17 protein-coding genes and 1 riboswitch are annotated in these 23,890 nt (G+C 48.1%); of the genes, 2 read left to right on the forward strand and 15 right to left on the reverse strand.

The window, feature by feature from the left end; translation table 11 throughout:
* Positions 1 to 8: 8 nt before the first annotated feature.
* From cobM to AAE250_RS03705, 15 genes are all read right to left on the reverse strand, one after another.
* Entirely contained in the window at positions 9 to 1,862 is a 1,854-nt protein-coding gene (gene cobM, locus AAE250_RS03635; RefSeq protein ID WP_294600812.1) for a precorrin-4 C(11)-methyltransferase, read from the reverse strand.
* Positions 1,863 to 1,877: 15 nt separating this feature from the next.
* The gene (gene cbiE, locus AAE250_RS03640; RefSeq protein WP_294600814.1) at positions 1,878 to 3,077 is read right to left on the reverse strand and encodes a precorrin-6y C5,15-methyltransferase (decarboxylating) subunit CbiE; all 1,200 of its coding nucleotides are present in this window, start codon (positions 3,075 to 3,077) and stop codon (positions 1,878 to 1,880) included.
* On the reverse strand, positions 3,078 to 4,487 hold the full coding sequence (cobJ, locus tag AAE250_RS03645; RefSeq protein WP_294600816.1) for a precorrin-3B C(17)-methyltransferase: 1,410 nt from the start codon (positions 4,485 to 4,487) through the stop codon (positions 3,078 to 3,080).
* A 110-nt stretch (positions 4,488 to 4,597) separates the two neighbouring features.
* Complete coding sequence (locus tag AAE250_RS03650; RefSeq protein ID WP_294600818.1) at positions 4,598 to 5,419, reverse strand: sirohydrochlorin cobaltochelatase; 822 nt, start codon at positions 5,417 to 5,419, stop codon at positions 4,598 to 4,600.
* Between the two features lie 22 nt (positions 5,420 to 5,441).
* On the reverse strand, positions 5,442 to 7,511 hold the full coding sequence (locus AAE250_RS03655) for a TonB-dependent receptor plug domain-containing protein (RefSeq protein ID WP_294600820.1): 2,070 nt from the start codon (positions 7,509 to 7,511) through the stop codon (positions 5,442 to 5,444).
* 114 nt (positions 7,512 to 7,625) lie between these two features.
* Complete coding sequence (locus AAE250_RS03660; protein WP_294600823.1) at positions 7,626 to 7,952, reverse strand: DUF2149 domain-containing protein; 327 nt, start codon at positions 7,950 to 7,952, stop codon at positions 7,626 to 7,628.
* On the reverse strand, positions 7,949 to 8,572 hold the full coding sequence (locus tag AAE250_RS03665; RefSeq protein ID WP_294600825.1) for a MotA/TolQ/ExbB proton channel family protein: 624 nt from the start codon (positions 8,570 to 8,572) through the stop codon (positions 7,949 to 7,951). The genes AAE250_RS03660 and AAE250_RS03665 overlap by 4 nt, the downstream gene beginning before the upstream one ends.
* A gap of 33 nt (positions 8,573 to 8,605) precedes the next feature.
* Positions 8,606 to 9,163 carry a hypothetical protein gene (locus AAE250_RS03670; RefSeq protein ID WP_294600827.1) on the reverse strand — a complete coding sequence of 186 codons (558 nt, stop codon included), beginning with the start codon at positions 9,161 to 9,163 and terminating at the stop codon, positions 8,606 to 8,608.
* An 8-nt stretch (positions 9,164 to 9,171) separates the two neighbouring features.
* Positions 9,172 to 13,083 (reverse strand): cobaltochelatase subunit CobN, encoded by a 3,912-nt coding sequence (locus tag AAE250_RS03675; RefSeq protein WP_294600829.1) that lies wholly within the window; start codon positions 13,081 to 13,083, stop codon positions 9,172 to 9,174.
* Between the two features lie 53 nt (positions 13,084 to 13,136).
* Complete coding sequence (locus AAE250_RS03680; protein WP_294600831.1) at positions 13,137 to 14,084, reverse strand: sirohydrochlorin cobaltochelatase; 948 nt, start codon at positions 14,082 to 14,084, stop codon at positions 13,137 to 13,139.
* Between the two features lie 11 nt (positions 14,085 to 14,095).
* On the reverse strand, positions 14,096 to 15,409 hold the full coding sequence (locus AAE250_RS03685; RefSeq protein WP_294600832.1) for a hypothetical protein: 1,314 nt from the start codon (positions 15,407 to 15,409) through the stop codon (positions 14,096 to 14,098).
* A 14-nt stretch (positions 15,410 to 15,423) separates the two neighbouring features.
* The gene (locus AAE250_RS03690) at positions 15,424 to 17,877 is read right to left on the reverse strand and encodes a TonB-dependent receptor (protein WP_294600834.1); all 2,454 of its coding nucleotides are present in this window, start codon (positions 17,875 to 17,877) and stop codon (positions 15,424 to 15,426) included.
* An 83-nt stretch (positions 17,878 to 17,960) separates the two neighbouring features.
* A riboswitch (cobalamin riboswitch) is annotated at positions 17,961 to 18,164 on the reverse strand.
* A gap of 130 nt (positions 18,165 to 18,294) precedes the next feature.
* A complete protein-coding gene (locus AAE250_RS03695) occupies positions 18,295 to 19,668 on the reverse strand; it encodes an AlbA family DNA-binding domain-containing protein (protein WP_294600836.1) in 1,374 nt (457 codons plus the stop codon).
* Between the two features lie 233 nt (positions 19,669 to 19,901).
* A complete protein-coding gene (locus AAE250_RS03700) occupies positions 19,902 to 20,780 on the reverse strand; it encodes a DUF4373 domain-containing protein (RefSeq protein WP_342288723.1) in 879 nt (292 codons plus the stop codon).
* Positions 20,781 to 20,827: 47 nt separating this feature from the next.
* Complete coding sequence (locus AAE250_RS03705; protein WP_294600840.1) at positions 20,828 to 21,175, reverse strand: SH3 beta-barrel fold-containing protein; 348 nt, start codon at positions 21,173 to 21,175, stop codon at positions 20,828 to 20,830.
* A gap of 1,134 nt (positions 21,176 to 22,309) precedes the next feature.
* On the opposite strand from AAE250_RS03705, the gene AAE250_RS03710 reads away from it, so the two are divergent.
* Together AAE250_RS03710 and AAE250_RS03715 are read left to right on the forward strand one after the other, a co-directional pair.
* Positions 22,310 to 22,672 (forward strand): hypothetical protein, encoded by a 363-nt coding sequence (locus AAE250_RS03710; protein WP_342288724.1) that lies wholly within the window; start codon positions 22,310 to 22,312, stop codon positions 22,670 to 22,672.
* A gap of 48 nt (positions 22,673 to 22,720) precedes the next feature.
* Positions 22,721 to 23,890, forward strand: coding sequence for a fimbrial protein (locus AAE250_RS03715; protein ID WP_294600843.1), 1,170 nt, complete (start codon positions 22,721 to 22,723; stop codon positions 23,888 to 23,890).

Genomic DNA, 23,890 nt, shown 5'->3' on the forward strand with positions numbered 1-23,890 from the left:
TGTTTGGGTTATTTACGAAATAAATGTTTGAATTCGTGTGCGTATAGTCTCGACAACCCTTCGCGGTTGCCGATGGCTTCGCCAACAACAATCATGGTGGTCAGTGTCAGTTTGTTTTCTTCCACAATCCGGGCAAGGTCTTTCAGTTCACCACGGAAGATGCGTTCGTCCGGCCACGTCAGGTGGTAGCAGACGGCCACGGGAGTGGTCTCCGGGTATTCCTGCAGCAGTTCTTCCTGCACTTGCCGGGCAATGCCTGCACTGAGGAAGATGCACATGGTGCTTTGCGAGCGTGCCATGAGGTGCAGCTTCTCGCGTTCGGGCATGGGGGTACGGCCTTCGCCGCGGGTCAGGATGATGCTCTGTACCTTCTCCGGGATGGTGAATTGCGATTTCAGGGCAGCGGCGGCAGCCTGGAACGAGGAAATGCCCGGCGTGATGTGATAACTCATGCCGTACTGGTCGAAGTAGTTCATCTGCTCCTGGATGGCGCCGTAGATACACGGGTCGCCTGTGTGCAGGCGCACTACGAACTTGCCCCGGTCGTAAAATTCCTTCATCAGGGTGAATTGTTCTTCCAGATCCATCGAGGCGGAACTGCGTACGGTGGCGCCGGGCTTGGCGCAGAGCGTCAGTTCGCGGGGCACGAGGCTACCGGCGTAGAGTATGAGGTCGGCTTTTTGCAGCATCTGCCGTCCACGTACGGAGATCAGATCCGGGTCACCCGGTCCGGCGCCCACTATTTCGATGTGTCCCCGGCGCACCACACTGATGTCCAGTGCTGCGGCCAGGGTATAGTTCTCACCTTTCTTTTTGGGCATCAGCAGTTCGGTGTTCTCGGCCGTGAGCAGTGCTGCTGCTTCGCTCACGCTGGGGGTGCCCATGTGTTTCATCACTGTTTTGCTGGGATGGGGTACCTCTACCTGTGCCAGTTCCTGGGCGGTGTAGAAGTGTACGGGATATTGCTTGTTGAGCGCCCTCACCACGGGTTCGCCGCTCTTTGCGTCGATGGTGGAGATGGAGGCGATGGCAGGCAGGATGATGCCGTATTGCCGCAAAGTTTCTTGAATGTCGTCCTGTATCTTGCGGGTGGGACCTGCCTGGCGTGCCAGACCGATACCGAGGTGTACGGCGCGGGGCACGTAGCATATCATCGGCATCTCATTGAAATTGGGCACTTGGGCCGATACGCACAGTATCAGTTTGAAGCGTGCCGGTTTGAGGTCTTTCAGGCGATAGAACACCTTGACATGGGGCGGCAGATGTGCTTCCAGCCAGTCGGTGCCCTCGTCGCGGATGTTGAGCAGCAGGGCGGTGGGTTTGCCGGAGACGAAGAGGCTGATGTGTTCGTTCATGCATGCACGCATTTTCTCTTCGGGTGTTTTGGCAAGTTCTGCCATCAGCAGGGTGGCTGGTTCGGCGTTGATGATGGGAAACCAGCCGAAACGCTTCGGGAAGGTGTCGAGTCCCCACAGACCGGTAAGGTCGCTTTGGGTGGTTACTACCGGTTCGGCGCCCAGTATGCCCGCTACCTGATCGGTCAGCTCGTTGGCTCCGCCGATGTGGCCGGAGAGGACAGAGATGGCGTAGCGACCAGTGGTGTCTACGCAAACCACGGCCGGGTCGGTGTATTTATTCTTTATGCATGGCGCAATGGAGCGGACGCAGATGCCCATGGCACCGATAAAGACAAAGGCATCGTAATGGTTGAAGTTTTCGGCGGTGAATTTGCCGGTCGATTCGATATGTGTGCACCCCTCTTCGTGCCTGGGGGTGAAGATTTCAGATTCGGCGAGCTCGTTGAGCAATGATTGCGCAATGTCCAGGCCGGCTTCGGAGATGAGGATAATAGCTGTTTTCATAATCGGTGTGTATGTTTAAGAAAGCGTAGCTTTCATAATTTCAATAGGGTTATAGTCGTTCAGGGCGATGCGCACGGAGGGTTGCAACACCATTCCGATGGCTTCGGTGCCATGGACGAATGCCTCTTTGCTCTCGGCGGATACGGAGTTGAAGACGATGCAGCCTCCGGGAAGGAGGACTTCTTTTACCTTTTCCAGCATTTCACCCAAGTGTCCGCCATGGCCGCCGATGAAGACGGCATCGGGACGGGGCAGGGGGCTGATGTCTGTTTGGAGGAAGTCGCCGATCACTGCCGTGATGCCCGGTGCGCCGAAGCGGTGACTGTTGATGTCCATCAGTTCCCGGCCCTCGGGGCGGATTTCGAAGGAGACTACCGTAAGGTGGGGAAACTGTAACCGTGCTTCGATAGAGACGGAGCCGGTACAGAAACCTACGTCCCAAAACACGCGGCGGCGGTTCAGTTCCAGCGCTTGCAGGGTGAGCAGGCGAATGGGGGCTTTGGTGATCATGCGGGCGCGTCCGTCAAGGAGGGCGAATTCTCCGTCGGGGATACCGAAAGGACGGGCAGGGATAGTGCCTGCGCAGAGCAGCAAGTTGTTGGGGTGCTCAAATTCTCCTTTCACCGCCTCTTCGAGCGACATGTGGCGGATGCGTTCCTTGTCGGGATTGCCGAGGTGCTCGCCTACATACATTGTATAATAGGTGTAACCGTATTCTAGCATGCGGGCAGCAATGGTTGCCGGGGTATGTTCGCGGTCGGTCAGGACGCCGATCTTCGGAGCGCCTTCTATCAGGGCACGGTCGAATTCCTGCCACGGGCGGCCGGTAAGAGAGACGGTGCGCATGTCGTCGTAAGGCATCACGAGGCGGTGTACCAGCGTCTGCAATGAGTTGAAGGCGGGGTAGAGGCGGATGCCCGCATCGGGAAGCTTCCGCCTGATGGTATTGGCGAAGCCGAAGAACAACGGATCACCGGAAGCAAAGACGATAATGGTTTGGCCTGTCCGTACTTCTGCGTATCTGGAAAATACATTCTCTAAAGGTACGGTAATGGAAATCCATTCGGCATGTTCCGGCAATAGCCCTTTGACTATCTCCTTGTGCCGCACGCCGCCCGAGAACACCTTTCCCTGCCGGATGTGTGCCAGCACTTCAGGCGGGAAGAAAGGTTCCCGGCTATCGTCCATTCCTATGATGATAAAATTTCGTTCCATTTATACATCCCTTCCCGGTCGTAATTGCTCCGCGTCATTATAGCATAGCACGGCATTCACCAGCGTTGCTGCCAGGTTGCTGCCGCCTTTGCGTCCTTCTACAATAATCTTCGGTATCTCTATGAACGGCTTCACCATGTGCTTCGATTCCTGCACATGCACAAAGCCTACGGGGGCGGCAACAATGCCTGCCGGCCGGGCTTTGCCTTTCCGCGTCAGGTCGCAAAGTTCCATCAGCGCCGTGGGTGCATTGCCGAACACAAACAGTGCATCGGGATGTTCCTCTACTGCCAGCCGAATACCTGCTTGGGTGCGGGTGATGCCTTTCTCTGCTGCCATCCCTGCTGTACGCGGGTCGCCGAGGTAACATTTCACCTCCACGCCGAGACGCTGCAAAGCCCCTTTGCGTATGCCGCTGGCAGCCATCGTCACATCAGTAATGATAGTCTTGATTTTTCCGGCTTCAATCTCCCGGTATAGCGATGCCACGGCACCTTCGTCCGTATGCAGCAGATTTTCCATTTCAAAATCCGCCGTCGTATGTATGGCGTGTAGCAATGCCCATTTGTGGTCGAGGGGAATATCCTTATTCTTCAACTCTTCTTCAATAGTACGGAAACTGCGTATCATAATATCCTGCCCGATGCCCTTGGCTTCCGTATTTGTTTCGCGATAATAGCCTCGGGGAGTAATGAACGCCCCGTTCCATTCGTAAGACTGCGAATTCCCTATCAGTACCACAGTAAACATATCCACTTCTTCGGGATTGAAATCCTGTAAAGTCGTGATGTGCACCTCTTGCTCCGGCCGTCCTGCCTGGCGCACATATCCCACGGGTGTTTCCGGTGCACGTCCTTCCTGCAGGAAGAGTTCTTTCAGCCGATAGAGTTGCCAGTAGCGTCCTTCGCTCTTCGGATTGTAGACGGCGGTTACAAAATCGGCCGTAGCGGCGGCGATGATGCGCTTTTCAATACGTTCCCAAGGTGTCATCAGGTCCGAAAGGGAGATAACACAGAAGTCATGCCCTACGGGGGCGCCGAGCAATGATGCCGCTTTTTGGAAGGCACTGATGCCGGGCAGGGAAACGATCTCTACATTGCTCTGTCGTTCGCGCTTCATTTCGTAGATAAGGGGCGTCATGCCGTAGATGCCTGCATCTCCGGAACTGATGACGCAGACTGTCTTTCCCTGTTCCGCCAGTTCAAAAGCTTGTTTGGCACGGGTGCGTTCGCGTTTCATCCCGGTATCTATGCATTCTGTTTTGGGGCGGAGGTGGGGAATTACAAACCGGAAATAGTATTTATATCCTACCACCACATCTGATTCTTGCAATGCGGCAATGACGGCAGGAGTAATGTCTAGTTCGTTGCCCGGTCCGATGCCGGCAACTATTATCTTGGGTTGCTTCATATCTGTATACTCTATTGGAGTACAAAGATAGGACTTAAATCTGATGTAACCGAAAAAATAGGATAACAATCTGCCGTAAAAGGCCTACCCCCTTTTACGGCTATTGTTTGTCATTCTTTTAGCATAGCTTTGATGTGGTCGATGTATATCCGGCGGATGGTAATATTTTCACCCAGACCTTGCATACGTACATTTACCCGGTAGCCTTGTTTTTCGAGTTCTGTCTTCCACACACCGGCAATGTCTTCTTTGGTATGATTGCCGCAGACCAACAGCAACGGGACCAATGTTATGTTTTTAGGTCGTGTCTCTTTCAGTTGTAGCAAGGTAGCGTCCAACGTAGGATAACCTTCGATGGTGCTGACATGGAAATTCTTCAATCCATGTGCTTTCATCATAAAGTCGAGCATGGCATAAGTTGCCGTGCTGGGTAGCTGGTTGCCGTGCCCCACGTAGACCACATCTTCTTTCTTGTCCGGTTGTTCGGCCGTCAATATACCGATTACCTTTTCGCAGTCTTCTACGGAGTACAGCAGGGGATTGCCGACTTTTATCTCCTTGAAGAACGGGCGCACCTTGTCTGCGTCTCTGCGGACGGATGTCATCTCGCTGCCCTCAATCAGAGTAGTGCTTTGTACGTAGACTTTTTGATAGCCGTCGGCGCGAAGTTTTAGCAGGGCATCCGTCGGACTGTCTTTGTCGACGCCTTCCTTGGCAAGTTTTCTTCGCACAATCGGGGAGATGTATGCTTCGCGCACCTCGAATTGCGGGAAGGCTTCTTTGGCTTCACGGGTAATGACGTCAAGGGTCAGTTCGCGCGTTTGCGGGTCCGAACTGCCGTAATGGGTGATAAGCAAAGCCGCCTTCTCCTCTTGTGCGGAGGAGAAGAGGCTGGTGCCGAGTAAACAGAGAGTAATGAAAAAATGCTTCATATCTTTAATGTTTAGAAAGAGATTATTTAAGTCTGAGTGCCAGGCTGAACATGATCGAACGTCCCGGAGAATAGAGGGCAAAGTTCTTGTTCAGCGGGCGGTTGTCCTTTTTGTTGAATATATTGTCGATGCCGATACCCGGCTCTACTACGAAGTTGCGGAAACCGTCGAAGGTATGGCGAGTATTGAGGCTCCAGATGCCGTAACCCGGAGCATTTCCGTCTGCATCTCCCGGATAGTAGACCTTGCTTTGAATACGACCGTTCAGGTTGATGTTCAGGGTGTAGTCGCTCCAACTGTGTATGTAGTTTCCGGTGATGGTAGCTGTATGGCGCACACTGCGTTCGATGTTTTGCCATTCGCCTCCTTCGTTCAGACCGCGTCCGTAGGCGTATGTGTAATTTCCGGCCAAGGTGAATCCGGAGAACAGATTGCCGTTGAGGTTTACTTCAAAACCTTTGACGGTGGCTTTGTCGAAGTTGAAGTAGTTCTTCACACTCAAGTTCTTGGTGGACGAGAGATCGCCAATTTCGGGAAACTCCTTGCGCAACTGGTTTTGCTCGGCTTCGGGCAAATCGTCGAATTTGGTGGACTTGGAAGTTACCATGCTTTTTACATAATTCAGATAACCGGTAACGGAAGCGCTGAAACGGTTGGTACGATATTCCATGTTTATGGAGTAGTAGTTGCTGTGTTCGGGGTCCAGGTCTTTGTCTCCCAATGAGATGGTAGATCTGGTACCCATCGTCTGCTTGAACATGTGGTAATAGAGTTCGTCGATTCCCGGGGCACGGAAGCCGGCTGCATACGTGGCGCGTACGTTGAAGTTGCCAACGTTGTACATGGCTGCCACTTTCGGGGTGAAGCGGCCACCGGTTTGTTCGTGGTGGTCATAGCGCACTCCCACAACGCCGGTGAGGTGCTCCCATAGCTTTACTTCATGTTGTCCGTAGGCCGATGCGGTGTAGACGCCTTTGTCCAGGTCGGAGTCGGGGCGGTGCAGCACTTCACGACGATAATCCACACCAAATACGGTGGTGCTGTTGGCGGTGAAGCCAAAAATACCTTTCAACTCGGCATCGTGGAATTTCTGGAGTTTGGTGAGTGCGTATTGTCCGGGCAGGTAACCGCTGTTCTCAATCATGTATTTATAGCGCGAAGCATAGTTATTGCCCGAGTAGTCGAACTGGAGGACGTTGCGCTTGCTGAGCTTATATTTGGCTCCCGCTCCCCAGTTATACCCCTCATAAGTGGTGTTGTACTTGCTGCCGCCAGTTATATCTTCCTGTTCTACGGGACGTTCCAGACCACGGTTGTAATATCCGCCATTGGCATAGAAAGAGAGCCGGTCCGTGGCATCGTAAGTAAACTTCTGCGAGAGATTGTTGGAACTATATCCTATGGACAATGGGGCAATAGTTTCAATCAGCTCCTCGCCGTCTTCCGTCAGGCAGTTGTTCTGCCAGCCGTCGGAATGGTCGTATTTATAAGAAGTATAAGAACTTATTTTTCCTTGGGAAATGTCCAGGTTCAGTCCTTGTGAGAACTGGTTCTTCCGGGTGTAGCTGCTGTTGCTGCTGAAAGCTACCACATCTTTCGGTTCGTTGGTGATGATATTGATTACACCTCCGATGGCGTCTGAACCATAGAGCGAGGAAGCAGCTCCGTTCAGTACCTCGATACGCTTTATGCGGGTCATGTCTATCTGGTTGAGATCGATGTTACCGGTGATGTCTCCCGTTACTTTACGTCCGTTCACCAGTATCAGTACGTGCTTGTTGGAGAGGCCGTTCATCATCAGGTACGATCCCATGGCGTTGGGACGGAAAGAGATGGATGGCACCATCCTGGTCAGAGCTTCCTGAAAGTCGGTGATGCCGGCACGTTTTATTTCGTTGGCAGTGATGACCGACACCGGAGCCGGTGTATTCTTCAGTCGCTGGTGTGTACCTGTACCTGTAACAACAACCGGATTCAACTCATAAGTCTTTTTTGTCATGTCCTCGCTTTCGCCTTTTTCGGCTTGTGCATAAGCACCGGTAGCGATGAATCCGCCCATCAAGAGGGCAATCAGAAATCTTTGTTTTACCATATATTATTTTATTTTATATAACGCAGCAAAGGTAGGCATCATTTTGAGGCTCTGAAATACTTAAAACTTGTCATAATAGAGGTGCGGAATAACTATATGTAGGTAGTGAATTCTCTATTCCGGCACGTAGATGATTTCTCCATTTTCCAGCTGATAGGCAACGCCTACCTTTTTACCCCGCTTGCCGGAGGGCTGCTGTTCTTCGCTGGGGGTATATTTTTTTATTTCCTGCCCTTCTTTGGTAATGATTTCCATATTTTCCTTTCCGGGATTCTTCACCATGGTGAAGTCTTCTTTCGAGAACATTTCTGTCATGTTAAAGCGGGAGACGAGTGCTACCATCAAGGCCACGGCAAAGACCATGGCCACGTCGAAAAGATTGGCTACCGTACCCATCGGGTCGGAGTCCGTGTTGTTGTGGAGGAGTCGGTTTCGTTTCATTGGATGGGGGATATGGGGTTAGAAGCAATTACCGGAGTACTGAGTACCTTGTACAGATATTCCAGGTCGTTCATCTCGCGGGCGTACCAGCGTTGTTTCACTTGCAGGGTGACCACCCCGATGGCTGCAATGACCATGCCTACCACAGTGGTGGCAAAGGCTACTTGCATGTTGTAGGCCATGGAAGAGATATCTCCGGCGGCAAGTCCTACTAGAGCGGGACCCATCGGGATCAGTGTTCCCATAAGTCCCAGCATAGGACCCAGTTTGATGAAGGTGCGCGAACGGCCCAGTTCCTTTCCGGCATCCACCTCGTAGTTGGCCAGCAGACGTTCGCAGTAATCTGCATTGTCGCGTCGTTCGGACAACTTCTTCAGGCAGCGGAGAAGAGGGGAGTTGCCTGCCGGAGGAAGCTGTTGCAACCGTTCGTCCCTATTTTCGCTGTTGATGTCTTCCAGTATATCAGTAAATTGTTTTTGTAATTTTATCCGTTGGTAAAATTCACCGAAGAAACCTCCTGCGAGAATAATGGCACGGAGGAAAAACAAGAGCAGCAGGACTACGACCGGAACCAGTAATCCGTTGGAGATCCAGAAAAGAGTATTTGAAATTGTTTCCATGATGATGGTATGATTTATAGTTTATATTTCTTTTTAATAGCCGGTGGCGATGATGCTTAGAATGACAATGAAGATGTTGACTATGAACAAAACCTCAAGACGAAGTGATTTGTCACCGAGAAGCAGGTGGAGTAGCGGACTACCAAGGCAGACCGTCAGGAAAGCAGCGAGTGCCGCTATCCATGAGAGGTTGACAAAATCTATGCCCGGATAGGAGAATAGCAGTAATGCCAGTGCATAACAGATTACGCCGCCCACTAATACGCCCGGGTAGAGTTTCAGAAAGAACGTTACTGCCTGTTTGAAGACTGTATTGCGCGTACGTATCTCTGCAAAGCAGTCGAAGCAGAAGGCAATCATCAATACCGCTTCCAGCGTGACGCAAACAGAGAGGTTCAGCATTTGCGCACGCGATGTAAAAAAGGCGCTCATCACCGTTTTAGATTGCTCCGTCATCCAGGGAGTGACCAGCCAGGCGAACAGGGCACAACCAGTCGCTGCCGCCAATATCCCCCAGCGGGAGTAGAACCCGACTTTCAGCAGGAAACTGGCGGTAACGAAAACAGCCAGAAGGTGTATCACGTACTCCATACTTTAGATTATTCCTTCTTCCTTTTTTTCAGTAACACCACCAGACCAATGAAAGCCGCGATTACTATGGCCCCGATAATAACACCATTAATTTTATGCTTGCGTGTCACTTGCTCCGGAGTCAGTTTCTGTTCTTTCAGAACAACGTCCTTTCCTTTGGTAGTGGCGGCTTCGTGCACGCTTTTCATATTTTGGTTGTAGGTTTGTTTATCTTTACTGTCCAGCTGGTCGGCAACAAATGCTTGCAGTTTGACATTGTCGCAGACAAACTCGGTACAGGCCGCACCTTTATCACGGGTGGTCTGTGCATGCAGGGCGGCGGTAGTTTTCAGTTGTTCTTCGGATGCTTTCCAATATCCTTTGCGGGCACTCTCCAACATTACGGCTGTGATGGCCTGGAAGGCAGCCGGATTGACGCGAAGAAAATACTCGTGGATACCCAGTTTGTTCTCATCCTGTATATACATCTTATACAGGTCGTTGAAAAGTTCCTTGTCCATAGCTGAGGGACGCATGACGTGCCAACCGAAGATGTTGCGGAAAATCTCGCCGAACATTTGCGCCGTACCTTCACCGCCTTTCATCCTTTCTTGTATGTAAGTAGGATTTAGGACAGTGGCACGCGTCTCTACGGCGATGGCTTCTTTGGCATCCTGCATACGGCGGTTGGTGCGGTTGCGGTAGTCGGCCATGTAGGCATCCGGTTCCTTGCCGGTTACGGTCTTGACGGTAAGAGACAAGCCTCCCGTAAATTCGTAGACATGATCCAGCGAAATGGGTCCCCATGTATTGCTTTGGCGAGGCTGGATGACGACATCCGTTTCGGACAGGGCAGAGGCAAACAATCCCTCCTGTACATCTCCCCAATTACTATCGTCGCCATAAGTGGCTCCCATATTATTAAGATAGCCTGCCGCTATTTCCTTTTCATCTTCCCACGAACCGCTATGCTCGGTATATGCCATTATGCCGGTACTGTAACCACTGTTTACCGGGCCGAATACACGCATTACGGACATTTCGCGGGCGCGTTTGGGAGAGGCCCCTTTCTCTACCAGCAGTTTTTCCTGTAGCAGTGTTCCCGATGCTACATAGTTGGGGTAGACTTCATCTTTGGCTTCCGATGCCAGGCGCACGGCGTCGGTCAGCAGTTTCAAGCGAGAACCGGCTATGTCGCGAAGCTGTCCGGAAACTTGAACCAGGACATTGATACGTGGGCGTCCCAACTCTTCACTTGGCACCAGTTTCAAGTCTACTACCCGCCCTTGTCCGTCGCGTATGGGTTCTATACCGAGCATCCAGAATACTTGTGCTAATGTAGCACCTTCGGTATTGATGAATTCGCCAGCCCAGAATGTATAACTTACTTTCCGGGGATATTCGCCGTGCTTGCTGATGTACTGTTTCAGTGTGGCTTCTGCCAAGCGCTTTCCGTCTTCCCAAGCACGGGGATTCGGTGTGTTTTCAGCATTGATGCTGTACATGTTGCGACCGGTAGGAAGTACGTTCGGATTCAGTACCGGATCACCACCCGGAGCGGGAAAGACGGTGCCACCACCCAGTGCACGTACCATGGCATTCAACTCGTTTGTGGTCGATGCTATCAGTTGCTTACGATAGAGTAGGGCAGGGCGGAGTTCCGGTGCTACGGAAGCCGTGTCTTTGGGCGGATTTTGCAGCAGGGCTGTCAGCCGTTTTCTGGCACCGGGCAGGTAATGGTGGGCTATGTAGGTGAAGTCCTGTAACTGCTCCGTGGTAATCTTTCTCTTATCCCGGTCTTTGCGGGCGGTTTCGTAAGCCAGAGGGTCGGCGGCAACGGCCAGAGTTGTTGTCAGCAGGTCGCGTTCGGAGTAAGGTTCGTCCATGGTGTAATAGGCACCCTGCATCTTTTCATTGGCTATCTCTTCGGTGAAGGCATCCAGGCGTTCCAGTTCTTCGGTCGTATAGGGTTTGTCGGGTATAGAGTCCAGGTCGAGGTCGCGATGCAGGCCCAGGCGCATTGCTTCTTTCTTGATACGTATTCCCAGCATTTGGTATTTTTCCGTGCCTTCGTCCAGGACTTTATGGATATCTTCCAGCAGGGAGGAGTAGCGTTGGCGCATGCCACTTTCCGCATAAGGCGGAGTGAGGTAGGTCACCAGCACGGCATGTGTGCGACGTTTGGCAATGATGCCTTCGCCTATGTTCCCGGTTGTATAAAAATAGAAATGCGGAAGATTGCCCACTAATACGTCCGACCAGTCTGATTGTGACTGAGCTACGTTTTTTCCGGGTGTGTATTCCAGATTGCCATGCGTACCGAAGTGGATGAGTGCATCTGCCTTGAACCCTTTTTGCATATATAGGTAAGAGGCAAGGTAGCTGTGCGGAGGAGCTACCGGCATGCCATGCACCAGTTTGAATTCATCGTCTCCCAATGCCGGACGGGGCTGGGGGAACAACAGTACGTTTCCGAATTGCAGGCAGGCAACGGCAATGCTGTCTTGGGTAGCCAAGAGGTTACCCGGAGCATCTCCATATCGGTCGGTTACTTCTTTGTATTTTTCCGGGAGAAGAACTTCGTGTGCCCATTGCTCATATTGTCCGGCAGATAACCATACGGGATGTGCTGTCTTTAGGAACTGCTCTTGTGCACCTTTGGCGTATGACCCCATGACGGAACCGTCGCGATGAATCTGTTTGCCGAACTCCTCCACTGTGGCAGGCAGTCCGCTAACGTCATATCCTTCGTTACGCAGGCGCTTCAGAAAATTATAGAGTGAAGGAATCACCTCCATGCCGCTTGCCAGCAGGGCATCTTTTCCGGGTGTCTTGAAGTAACAGATGGCGACGCGTTTATCCTGGTTCGGCATATCTTGCAAGGACATGTACTTGCTGATGTGATCGACGAGTGCATTGATTCGTTCCATTTCGGCGGTGTACATGTAATAGCCTTTTTCGTTCTCGTTTTGTGTGGCAATGCAGAGGGGAGCCATGCCACCGTCTATTTCCGGCACTACTACGCGGGCTGTCAGTGTGCCTCCACTGACCGGAGTATTTCTATCCAACCATTCTTCGTGAGACTGTATCAGGGGAAAAGGCATAAAGAGAGGAATATTTTCCTGGTGCAGCCAGTTGATGAGTGAATCGTTGCCCAGCCGTCCCATCGGAAGATAAACAAGCCCGTCGGGATGGAGCGAGCGTATCATGTTTGCCCTTTCTTCGCCACCTGCGGTGAATGGATAGACGTTGAAGCCTGCTTCTGTCAAGCGGGATATAAGGGTGTCTACATGGGCACGGTTACCTTCCATCGGGAAGTTGAGTCCCGAAATAAAGGCGAGGTTGCAACCGCTCTCGTGATAAAGATTCTTTTGTTTCAGGTAGTCGGTTACTTCTTGCGGAGTCTTGAAGTAGCGCCCGTATTCCCGGTGATAGAACATATTCTCCAGCAGAGGGATCGGAGCTTCGTAATCTTGATAACCCCATCGTTGAGGAGTGGCAAGATGGCGCAGGTAGCGCAGGGCGTTCCGATAGTTATGCTTGCTGGCATTTTTGAAGTATTCGCGCAAAGTAGCTTGATCTTCATCGGTAATATTGTGGTTGACGGAATAGCTGAAGTTCCGCAAGGTGTTTGTAAATATAGGCACACCTTTGGCTGCTACCCTTTCCAGTTCGGCTATTTGTGTTTCGTCAAGGAATAAGCCTCTGCTGTACATCATGATGGCATCGTAGCCGGAAAGGTCTTTCACGTCTTCTTTCTTGATGCAGGTCACGTCTATCCGGTCGCAATCGTTGTTCAGTGCAATGTCTGCTGCTTGTGCAAGCGTGGGGTTGATGATGAGGATGCGGGTAGGTGCCCACCAGTATTGGTAGGCTGCAAAGCAAGCTGCTATCAGTATGGCTATGCTGCAAAGGATTATTCCTAAACTTTTTCTATTCATAAAGAAGACATTTTAAATAGTGGGGGAATTAAGCAAGAAATAGGACTATATATTTATTCCGGGTCTTTTCCGGCAGCATAAGCGGCTTTCTTGGTCATAATGTCCAGCATCCGGTGTTTCAGCCCGAAACGGATGTGTTCGATGAATATATCCTGTATTTCGGGTACTTGTCCCAAGCCTTCAAGACGTGCATTGACCGTGAAGTCTTCTTTTTCGAGTGCTTCCTTCCATTCACCGGCAATGTCGTTCTTAGCATGGTCGCCGGCAACGAACATAAAGGGGACAAGCGTTACTTTCTTAGCTTTCGCAGCTTTGAGTTGTGCCAGCATTGTCTCGAAAGTAGGATAGCCTTCGATGGTACCTACATGGAAGTTCGTCCGTCCGGCAGCTTTCAGCATATAGTCCATCTGGCTGTAGATGGCGGTGCTGGGCGTATAAGTGCCATGACCTACGAGGACGAAGTTTTCCTTCGCAGTTTTCTTTCCCTGTGCAGGTGCATCGAGACGTTTCCCAAGTATCTCAACAACTTTTTCCGCATCTTCCGTGGAGTAGAGCAGGGGAGTGCCTACGCGGATTTCCTTGAAGAAAGGCAACACGCTTTCTACATCGCGGCGGAGGGATTCCATTTCTACACCATCTATAATATTAGTGCTCTGCACGATGACATGTGTGTAACCCTCGCCACGCAGGCGCAGCAGAGCCTCGAGTGGAGTAATTTTATCAATGCCGCGCTGTTTCAGTCGGCGGATAATGATGCGTGAGGTATAAGCCTCTTGGAATTTCAGTTCGGGGAAGGCGGCTTGTGCCTTGGCATTGATGGCATCGATGGTCAACGCGCGGGTATCGTCGTGCGTCGTACCGAAGTGTACCATGAGCAGGGCGGCTTTGTCGCCGGGTTTCATATTTGCCAGCATATCGCTGTGTTCATGATTACCTCCCTCGTGCGCACGGCAGAGGAGGGAGATAGTCAGTATCATTAGGAGAGAGAATACTTTTTTCATGAATCGGCTTATTATTTGTCGTTTTCTATCACTCTGAGGATGTCGAAGTAATAGCCTTCTGCAATTTCCACGCCTTTCTCTACCTTGCCGGTTGCAATGTCGTAGATGTAAATGCAAGGATTGGCATCTTTCGTATTTACACCGATATATGCTTTTCCGTCAACGACTACAGTGCGTTGCGCAAAACGTCCGCCACTGTATGCTATTTCTTTACCGTCGTAGCTTAAGCGTGTTCTGCTTCCGGTAGTAAGGTCTACGATTGAGTAGTAGTGGCTGTAATCATCAATAGCAGTTCCGGCAGCATCGTTACGGGCATATACCAATGCCTTTCCATTGCCCAGGTACTGAACGGTAAGCAACTTACCGTCAGCGTCGGGATAGCCTTCATAAGTGGTATCGAAGTCTACTTCTCCCTTTTTGATGCGGATCAGGTGTCCTTGCTCCATATCATTGGCATCGGTATATGCAGCCAGGTAGAGGTTGCCTTCTTCGTCGTACATCACGCAGTTCTGTAACAGTTCTCCGTAGGCACTGCCTGCCATTTCGGCGGCAAGAGTGTTGACGTTGATGGTCTCTATCTCCATAGTAGAAGGATTGATGGTAGCCGTCAGAAAGTTGGACGTTGCTTTGCCGCCTCTACCGGATGTGGTTTTGCCAAAGTAGAAGTAGAAGAGCTTACCTGCTTTTTCATTGTAAGTAAGGATGCCTGAAGTCGTAAATGCTTTGGCACCTTCGGGAAGAGGAAGGTCCAGAGTACCCTCGTCGAGGATTCTCAAATCATCGGCATTGAGCTTGGTCCACAGAATCTTGTCCACGTCGCCATTGGCTGCCATGATGATAAGGGTATTGTCGTCGGTCCAGGCGTGTGTATAGGAACGTACTTTATAGGTATTCTTTACGAAAGGTTGTTCCTGCTTAACTACAACTGAGTTTCCTATGATCTGCAACTTGGTGAAGCGTTCGCCGGAGTTAGGTACCTGATAATAATATTTTCCTTTGACGATGTTCTCTATGGAGTATACGTTGTTACCCTCCTTGTTGTTGAATTCAACACCGTCGTTCTTGATGTCGATCATGGTTTGGTCGGCAGTAAGGGCATCTACGCTCTTTACGATGGTACCGTTACCCTGGTTCATGCCACCATGCTTGTCTATACTCATGAAGATATCGAAGTGGTAATTGGATTTCTCCGGGGTGGGGTCGGGATCCGGATCGGGTGTCGGTTCTTCTTTTTTTGCAGGATCGTCATCATCGGAACATGCACTGAACGATACGGTCATAGCCATGACCATAAGGAAACTGAATAGCAAATGTAACTTTTTCATTTGAATAAAATTTATTAGTTAATAAATAATCTGAATTTAGCGAAGAAGGAGCGGCCCGGCTTCTGTAACTTGTAGTTGTCGTAGGCCAACTTATCTAATATATTTACGCATTCCAGTGAGATGTTATATTGTCCCCGTTTCCATGAATAAGTCATATCGGCGTTGTAGATGTGCTGTGCCGGGATGCGGGCTTTACTATCGCGTGAACCGTAGGCTTCCCAAGTCAGGAAGAACCAATGCACCCATTGATAGGTGCATCCCAGGCGTAACTTGCTTTCGGGCAGCACTACGTTGCGGAATACATAGCTTGCTTCGGCACTGCCGAAGAGCCACGGACGGTTGGGTACGCGGTTATTGTAAGTGGCCGATGGCTTGCCGTCGGTCTTATATCTCTTTTGGTCGCGGGCTTCCTGGAAACTGACGTTGGTGGCCAGTTGCAGTTTGCTTTGCCAGTCGTAGCGCACTTCTCCCTCTATGCCTTTGATGTTGACTGCCGGAACGTTTTCGTATTGCATCATGCCTTCCTTTTCCGATACGGTGGCTTGAATATAGTCGTCCACATAGCGGAGGAATCCGTTTGCTTCGTAGTAGATGGTGTGTCCCGATGCCGGATGCCACGTCCCGAAGACTCCCAGGTTGACGTTGTCACTGCTCTCGGGATTCAATGCTACGTTGGCATAAATGGTGGTACCGTTGCCCAGCAATTCGCGGGCAAGGGGCAGACGGACACTATGTTCATAGGAGAGTTTTATGGAGAAAGGTTCTACAAGTGTGAAACGTGACCCGGCACCATATCCGTAGTACTCTTTGGTTACGGCACCGCTTATGTTCTTTGAACCTGTGATGCTGGGTAAATCTGTTTGCCGGATGTTCAGGTGGTTGATGTACTCCTTGGCAAAGAAGGTGTTGTTCATTTTTCCATTGAAGAAGGACTGGTTATAGGAGAAACCGAGCACATGCTTTGCCAGGACGTCGTTGGCGGCTTCAAAGTCAACGTCTACTTCATCGTAGCGGTTGTTTCCCGTACGACTCAGCAGGTAATTCAGGTTGAGGCTGTGATGGTGATTCAGCTGATAATTCAGATTGGCGCGGGCAATGGTCAACGGACGCTTGTAGTGACGCATGGAGCGTCCGCGTCCCGTTATTTCATTGCGTGAACTTACAATATAATCGCCATTCCAGTCGTACTTGCGGTATGCGGTGTCCGTAGTCAGCGAGTGATCCCAGGTGTGAGACAGGAAAGCATTCAGTTGCATATTCTTCAAAATGAAGTTATGCTTCTGATAGCGTGCCGAAACGTTCCAGGCATCCGATTCCCTTTCCGCCATGCCGTAGACCTTGCTTTGAACGGAACCGGTCTGCAACTCTTTATTGACTTTGGAGTAGGATCCCGAAACAAAAAAAGCATCTGCCCATGATTTGTTGGCAAAGCCTACTTCTACTTGTCCCAGGAACGAGAAGTAATCATCGTGGAAACGTCTGCGGTTGGTCAGGACGTATTTGCGTACGTCTTCGTCCCAAACTTCAACGTCTTTCATCATATAGTCGTTCTTGGAGTAGTTTACTCCGATGGTGGGCTTGATGATCAATCCCGTCTTAGGCTCCACAAACTGTGTGTTCAAGTCCGCTTTGTGTGTATGGAAAGAGCCGATGCCGTAGGACACGTCCAGGTAGTTTTTCTTTTCCTGCTTGGTGATGATATTGATTGCACCGCCTAAGGCATCTGTACCCAGACTGGCGGGGACTACTCCTTTATAAATCTCTATCCGGTCTATGATGTTTACCGGCAGGTTTGCCAATGAAACTTCGCTTCCTTTTGTATCCAAGGGTACTCCGTCCAGAAAGTAGCGGATTGAGTTGCCCGACATTCCGTTGATGGAGAGGTCGAAGTCCGAACCTACCCCGCCTTCCTCTCTTACCTTGATGCCGGTGGTGCGGTTCACCAGGCTGTTCAGGTTGTTCAGTGAGTTTATGATCGGTTTGATGTCGAGTGCATTGACAGCGAAAGCGCCTTCTTTCACCCGCTGTGTTTGTGTTTTGCCGTACACCTCGACCGAGTTGAGGGTGACGGAACTTTCTTCGAGGGTGAAGTCCGCTTTCTTGTTTTGCTGAATGTTGAGGGAGGTCTTCAGGGTTTGGTAGCCCACGTATGATACGACCAGTGTGTACTTGCCGGGCGTGATGGGTAAGGAATACCTGCCATTGTCATCGGTATATGTGCCGGAGGTTGTATTTTCCACTGCAATCGTTACCTGTGGCAGAGGGGTGCCATGCTTGTCGGTAACAGTTCCTGATAGAACAACCTTGTTTTGTGCTATTACACCTACCTTCTCGTCTTTATCTTTCAGAATACTCTGTGCGGTAGCTGTTTGTGCTGCACATAACAATACTACCCCAAGCCAATACTTGTATTTCATCGTCAGCCGATTTTTTTTGAATAAATAAAACGGCACGTTGCTTCTATGCATGAATGGTAATGACCCGAAAGAATAAAATAGGCTACCTATTATTATTATATGGGGACATCGCTTCTAACCCTGGAAGCTACGTACTCAAGTTATGGAAGTTGGTAGGTATTCTGGCTCTCCTCTGCCTGTACTGCCTTCCCATTGCGCCGTCGCAACAGTGGCTTTTGTAGTTACAGGCATCTTTCTGTGAGGATTACAGCTGCAGGTACAGCTCCGGTTTTGCACCGGATTCCCTTGCATCGGTAGGCAGGTTTGTCTTCCCGATTGCCAATTCCGACGCAAAGATAAGGACAATTTTATATTATTTCATGTTTTGTGTTCAAAAAATGTAAAATTATGCATGTATTACTCCAGGTCAGCTATTATATGATACGTTCTGTTCTACGACATCTTCTGTATTTATTGCTTTCTTTAGAACTATATTTTTTTAAAATATCCTCCGTTTTTCGGTGCACCTCTAAACTCTATTAAGTCTTTATCTTGTAAAGTCTTGATGTATCGCATTGTTGTTCTCAAACTCTTATTTAAATGTTTGCTGATTTCAGATGCATTTGAGCCAGGAGTTGTCGCCAATAAATTGATAATGGCTTGTTCATTCTCATTTACTATGCCATTTACTATGTCATTTACTATGTCATGGTTGGCAGAGTTAGCATTTTGTCGTTTGAACACTACTGTAAACATCCCGTCCGTATGAAATTCAGGTTCAGGAAGATTAGCTTCCTTCATGGCTTCCTGCATACGGGGTATGCCGGATGCCACCCTTTCGACCAAATGCATACGGGTAAACAATCCAAAGATTAATGGATTACGTGTCATGCTTTTATGCCCGAAATTTTTGGCTACGATAGGTAAAAGTCCTCCGGGATTGGAAACCTCTACTCGGTCATCAAACATTTCTATAGTAATGGTTGCTCCCTGTTCGTAATAGTCACGATGGGAGAGGGCGTTAATAATGGCTTCTTTAAATACTGTAAGAGGAATTTCCCAAATCTCTTCTCTCGGTCCTGCTCCCTCAATTTTATAAGCTACTTGCAGTTTACTTTTCAGCCATGCCATAGCCTGCAAATATTGCTGGTACAGCGGACCACCAAAGCTTTTATCATCTATGATATATACCTTAGTAGTTCCTTTGAAAAGAACGCATCTTGTTACTGCGTGTGGAAATTTTCGTTCAGGTTGTTTTCCAAAAAACATGGCTGCACCATTCTTGGCTATTCCTTTATCCGTAAATAGTTCCAAATTCTCAAATATCTGTTTGTCAGCAGTCAATGGACTTAGCTTTGCTTCCGTGCGAAAGTCTTTTATCGCTTGTTCGTCTGCATCTGTGTAGATGTTGAACCACGAACAAGGGATAGTATCAAAAAATATTTTGTTGCATTCCTGAAAGAAACTACGCATTTCTTCGACAGTACGAAGCTTCTGTGAGTTTGTTCCCTCACGCACAAAAATAGAACCAGAAAATATATAAGGCTTATCTTTGCCTGACGGAACATCAATTACCCAAACTGTCTTATCTTCGATACTTACCGCATACATATTACAATGAAGAGCCGGAGATATTTCACTGATAGAACCTTGAATGGCTGAACGTTTGTCATTCTCTAAATCTGTGCCAATAATCCGTCCGTTATCATCTATACCAATGAATAAATATCCTCCGTCTGCATTAGCGAAAGCGCAAATTTCCTCTGTTAGTTCACGAACTTTTGAGGGTACACGGACTTTGAACTCTACATTATAACCTTCTCCGCTATTAATGAGTGATTGTATGGTTTCTGTATTCAGCATAAGTTTCTTTTTAGTATGCATCATGCTAATATTTATACATACTTGACGCAAAGATAGCAAATATTTAACTTTGTAAACAATATTAAAAGCATAAAAATGAAAACCCAAAAAGTATTACTTCTTATAGACCTCCAAATAGGAGATTAATATCGTGTCAACAGGAAATTAATTTCCTGCCGACACGATATTTGTTTCTTGTATGACACGATATTAATACTTTGGGCGACACGAAGTTAATTTGTTCCCTTGATGTTTCTTTTCTCTTTGGCGAGGGCTGCGATGAGGTACTTTCCTTTGGTGTTTACTACGCTCCATCGTGTATCGTGGATGATTCTCCATACGGGATGCCCCAGTCTGCCGTAGTCTGACAGTCGCAGGATGGTTTTCTGTTCGTCCGGATTGTTGATGTGCAGTTGCTCCATGTCCAGCAGCAGGCATTCCAGGTTATGGGTCTGCTTGTTGTAGGCATATCCCGGAATCTCTATCGAAGAATTTCCCGGCACATTTCCTCCGTTCTCCCCCGGGGGAGTCAGAGGGGGAAGTGCTTTACTTTCGTTTGCTCTACTTTCATTTGCTTTGCTTTCTTTGCTTTGTTGTGGATTGCATGCATTTTCGGAGGAATTGTCTGCATGTTGCGTGCAATTTCCCTGTTCTTGCGTACAATTACCGTTTTCGTTGCCTGTATCGCCTTTATTATCTTTGTCATCTTTTTCGCTTCCCTCTGCTTTAACCAGCATGTAGGGTAGGGATGGTAAGTCCCTTTTTCTCCGCTTGGTGGCTTCGAGCCATACTTTCTGTATTTCAATGGAAGTTAGCACCTGCTGTTCCCGGTATGTTTTCAGGTCGAAGAATCCCTTTTCCACCAGAATATCCACAATGCCCTGCATCTCTTGCTCGTTGATGTCCTTTCCCGCCTTATTGGTGAAGAGCAGGCATTGCTCTTCATCCCACTTCAGGTAATATCCGTTTTCTTTGTGTATCTTGCACAGCAGCTTCATAATTGCTGCTGTGCTTTTCAATCCGAATTTAGCTTCTGCCAATTCTATCGGTACTTCGTCCATGAAGCTTACTTTAAACGGGAAATATAGCATTCCCCCATACGTCATTGCCATTTCTTCTAATTTTTAATTTTTCACTTTTAATTTTTCACTTTTCGTTCTCAATTAATCGGTCTCCATTCCAGGAAGTTTTCCATTTGGAAGCTTCTCCATGCTTGCAGCTCCACGTCCCAATAGACGATGGTACTTGTCACTTTGGTGATGTTATACTCTCTTTGGAAGCTTGTTTCGTAGAACCGAAGGGTTGCTTTTACCAGCTTGAATGTCCCGTCCTGTTTGTGATAGGCAATGAGCGCGTAGCCGTATTGCATGTGGTCGATAAGACTTTCGATTCTTTCTGCCATCCAAGAGGCACACGTTTCCGTGTACCCCTTTTCAAGCATGATGCGTATTTTCCATAGATTTCTGAGTGCTTCGTGAAGTGAAGCGGGCTTTTTCATTTTCTTCATTTTGTTCAATTTGAATTAATAAATTTGTTGTTTATTCAGCAGATAATCAGGTATAAAAAGAAAGATGCCTTTTTCTTGAGGAAGCGGCATCTTTTCAGTTGTGGCTTGATCTTTGCTAAAGTGGCGTCAAAGATAAAGCTAAATCTTTATACGTTGTTAATTTTTAAATATTGTCCGATATTCTTCTCTTACTTATCCATTATTATATAACTCTGTTTTTCTTCATCTCTCTCCATATTTCTCCAAATTCTTGCGTTATTGTGTTCTCTGACAGTGGTTTATTGTTGTAGCCTATGAAGGTTATACTTGTATAAGCCCAATGTGCCAAAGCTTTTATGCTTGTTGGATTTTCTTCTATAAAGAAGTTCCTATAATGTGCTATGATGATTAGCTTGATGACCTTTTTTCTGCATTCCGGTCGTATTCCTATAACCGTTCCACTTATTGGCCTTCCTACATTCCCTTTTACATCTGATACATTGTTCTTTACGTTGTTCTCAAACGAAGTGACTTTCGTTTTTTTCCTTTACTTTCTAATGCTTTTTTTGCATCCATTTGTACTTCTTTTTTGGTTAATAATTAAAATTATTCTAAAATGTAAAATAAATGCAAAGGTATATTTCTTTTTTATTTCTTGAAAGTGATGTGGGTGCAAAACTTAATTTCTAATCTAATAATAGAGGATAATATTCTGATATTCAGATATTATTAAAGGTGATGAGAAAATGATTTTTAAACGTTCGTTTAATGGACGCAAAGATAATGTAGTTTTTTATATCTGCAAAATGTTTAATAAAAATATTTCGTAGTGCTCTTTTGCTTATTATATAATATGTTGATATTTAGTATAATACCATTTGCTTTTTATAATTTAAATTTCCGTTCTCTTTTATTAAACTTCGATACTTCTGTTTTTCTAAATATTGACGTCCAAAAAACGAACGTTTTTTGGACACTTTAAGCCTTCTATGTGTATAATAATCAGAAAGATAAGCGACTAAAAGTGTACCAAACGTCAAAATAGCCGTTTAAAATGTAAAACATTGATTTACAAACGTTCCATCCCCCTTCTTACAAAGAATCGGAACGGAAAGCATGTACAAAACATATAGAATCAACCTTATGATAACACCAATGACACAAGTCGCAATTGCGATGCTGAATGACATTTATATGGACGCAGACCATTTCCAGATCAAGGAATATGCTTTGAGTGAAGATGCACAATGCATCCTTCTACAAAAACTTGCGAATGCAGGACTTATATGCTGCACTGACAAGGCAAAACCGCATTTACCCGCTTCTTATCGCCTTTTACGTAAATCGAGTGAAATCTCCTTGCTCGATATTCTCGAAGCGACCGGGGAACATCTGAACTGTAACCATCCCACTACCGAACAGTTCTACATGCGCTACGGACGGGCGGCACAAAAGCTCGGTGTGGTGAACCAAATGACACGACTCTATCTGAAGGACATTAAGTTATTCGACCTTTAATCGGAATTCAAAAATATTCTATTTATTAACAAATAAAACAGTTGAATTATGAGCAACAAACAAATCATGCAGACTATGTTTGCATTGTGCACTGCCGCGTTACTGACGGCAGGATGCAGCAATGAGGCACCGGATGGTGACTATGGTAACAGCAAAGATGCTTCCGTAGTGTTCAATTTGGGCCTTCCGCAGGGAGACGAAGTACAATTTACGCGCGCAGACGCCCCTCTCATGCAAGATGAATCCGAACGTACCGTCAACTCCTTGAAAGTGTACGACTTTAAAAAGAATGATGCCAATGTGATGGTACTGGCAAATGTCTATACGCTGAAACAAGCGGAAGCGACCGACCAGTTGGCTTCGGGTAGTTATGCCCCCACTGCTACCACTGCGCAATATCAGGTACGCATTTCCATCCCCGGTTCCATAGGTGAAGTGCATCAATTTGCATTTTTGGCGAATGACGGCTGTACGGCCTTTGAGGATGCCATGGTGGTGGGTACCACTACTCTCAATACCTTTCGCAGAAGCGTAGCGGACAAAATGATGTCCAACAATAGCACCACAGCCGACTTCCTCGGCACTGTGAATGGACTTGCCATGACAGGTATTACAGATGAAATAACACTTAAAGCAGGCGAAAACACGCAACAAAATGCGATCTCTCTGACCCGCCTTGTGGCACGCTTCGACGCAGAAGTGTACGTAAGTGAGCAACGCAACTTCGAGCTAATCTCACTGCAGCTGAAAAATGCTGCCCTTAATGGCTATTTGTTTGATAAGGACATGGACGGCGGTAGGACGGCCAGCATTTGGGATTATGTTACTCCCGCCCCTCTGACGTTGGGCCAGAATCCGGTATTCACCACAACGGGATACAATTCGACGCTGCCGGATGCCAACAGAGCCACCATCAGCGACAACGGACGTCCCGGAGTATGGTACAAGAAAGTGTTCTATGCTTACGAATACTTGGCTACCCGAGGAGGAACTTCCACTCCGTCTCCCTCCCTGCTTGTCGGCTATAAACTGAATGGAGCGCCCAATACCGTAGAAATAAAATTGGTGGACGGCACCAACAACAAGCGTTTTGATATTCTTCGCAATTATATCTACACCCTTCAGATAGGTGACACTAAGGAGCAAGGCCAGGAATTAGCATTCAGCATCAAGGTGAGCGACTGGGAATACAATGAAATCAATTCTAATCTTGAATAA

Source organism: Bacteroides sp. GD17, assembly GCF_038448625.1.
Classification (GTDB): Bacteria; Bacteroidota; Bacteroidia; order Bacteroidales; family Bacteroidaceae; genus Bacteroides.

Bases quoted from the DNA above. Each gene is read 5' to 3' on its own strand.
- cobM (WP_294600812.1), bottom strand. From the start codon at position 1,862: ATGAAAACAGCTATTATCCTCATCTCCGAAGCCGGCCTGGACATTGCG.
- cbiE (WP_294600814.1), bottom strand. From the start codon at position 3,077: ATGGAACGAAATTTTATCATCATAGGAATGGACGATAGCCGGGAACCT.
- cobJ (WP_294600816.1), bottom strand. From the start codon at position 4,487: ATGAAGCAACCCAAGATAATAGTTGCCGGCATCGGACCGGGCAACGAA.
- AAE250_RS03650 (WP_294600818.1), bottom strand. From the start codon at position 5,419: ATGAAGCATTTTTTCATTACTCTCTGTTTACTCGGCACCAGCCTCTTC.
- AAE250_RS03655 (WP_294600820.1), bottom strand. From the start codon at position 7,511: ATGGTAAAACAAAGATTTCTGATTGCCCTCTTGATGGGCGGATTCATC.
- AAE250_RS03660 (WP_294600823.1), bottom strand. From the start codon at position 7,952: ATGAAACGAAACCGACTCCTCCACAACAACACGGACTCCGACCCGATG.
- AAE250_RS03665 (WP_294600825.1), bottom strand. From the start codon at position 8,572: ATGGAAACAATTTCAAATACTCTTTTCTGGATCTCCAACGGATTACTG.
- AAE250_RS03670 (WP_294600827.1), bottom strand. From the start codon at position 9,163: ATGGAGTACGTGATACACCTTCTGGCTGTTTTCGTTACCGCCAGTTTC.
- AAE250_RS03675 (WP_294600829.1), bottom strand. From the start codon at position 13,083: ATGAATAGAAAAAGTTTAGGAATAATCCTTTGCAGCATAGCCATACTG.
- AAE250_RS03680 (WP_294600831.1), bottom strand. From the start codon at position 14,084: ATGAAAAAAGTATTCTCTCTCCTAATGATACTGACTATCTCCCTCCTC.
- AAE250_RS03685 (WP_294600832.1), bottom strand. From the start codon at position 15,409: ATGAAAAAGTTACATTTGCTATTCAGTTTCCTTATGGTCATGGCTATG.
- AAE250_RS03690 (WP_294600834.1), bottom strand. From the start codon at position 17,877: ATGCATAGAAGCAACGTGCCGTTTTATTTATTCAAAAAAAATCGGCTG.
- AAE250_RS03695 (WP_294600836.1), bottom strand. From the start codon at position 19,668: ATGCTGAATACAGAAACCATACAATCACTCATTAATAGCGGAGAAGGT.
- AAE250_RS03700 (WP_342288723.1), bottom strand. From the start codon at position 20,780: ATGGCAATGACGTATGGGGGAATGCTATATTTCCCGTTTAAAGTAAGC.
- AAE250_RS03705 (WP_294600840.1), bottom strand. From the start codon at position 21,175: ATGAAGAAAATGAAAAAGCCCGCTTCACTTCACGAAGCACTCAGAAAT.
- AAE250_RS03710 (WP_342288724.1), top strand. From the start codon at position 22,310: ATGACACAAGTCGCAATTGCGATGCTGAATGACATTTATATGGACGCA.
- AAE250_RS03715 (WP_294600843.1), top strand. From the start codon at position 22,721: ATGAGCAACAAACAAATCATGCAGACTATGTTTGCATTGTGCACTGCC.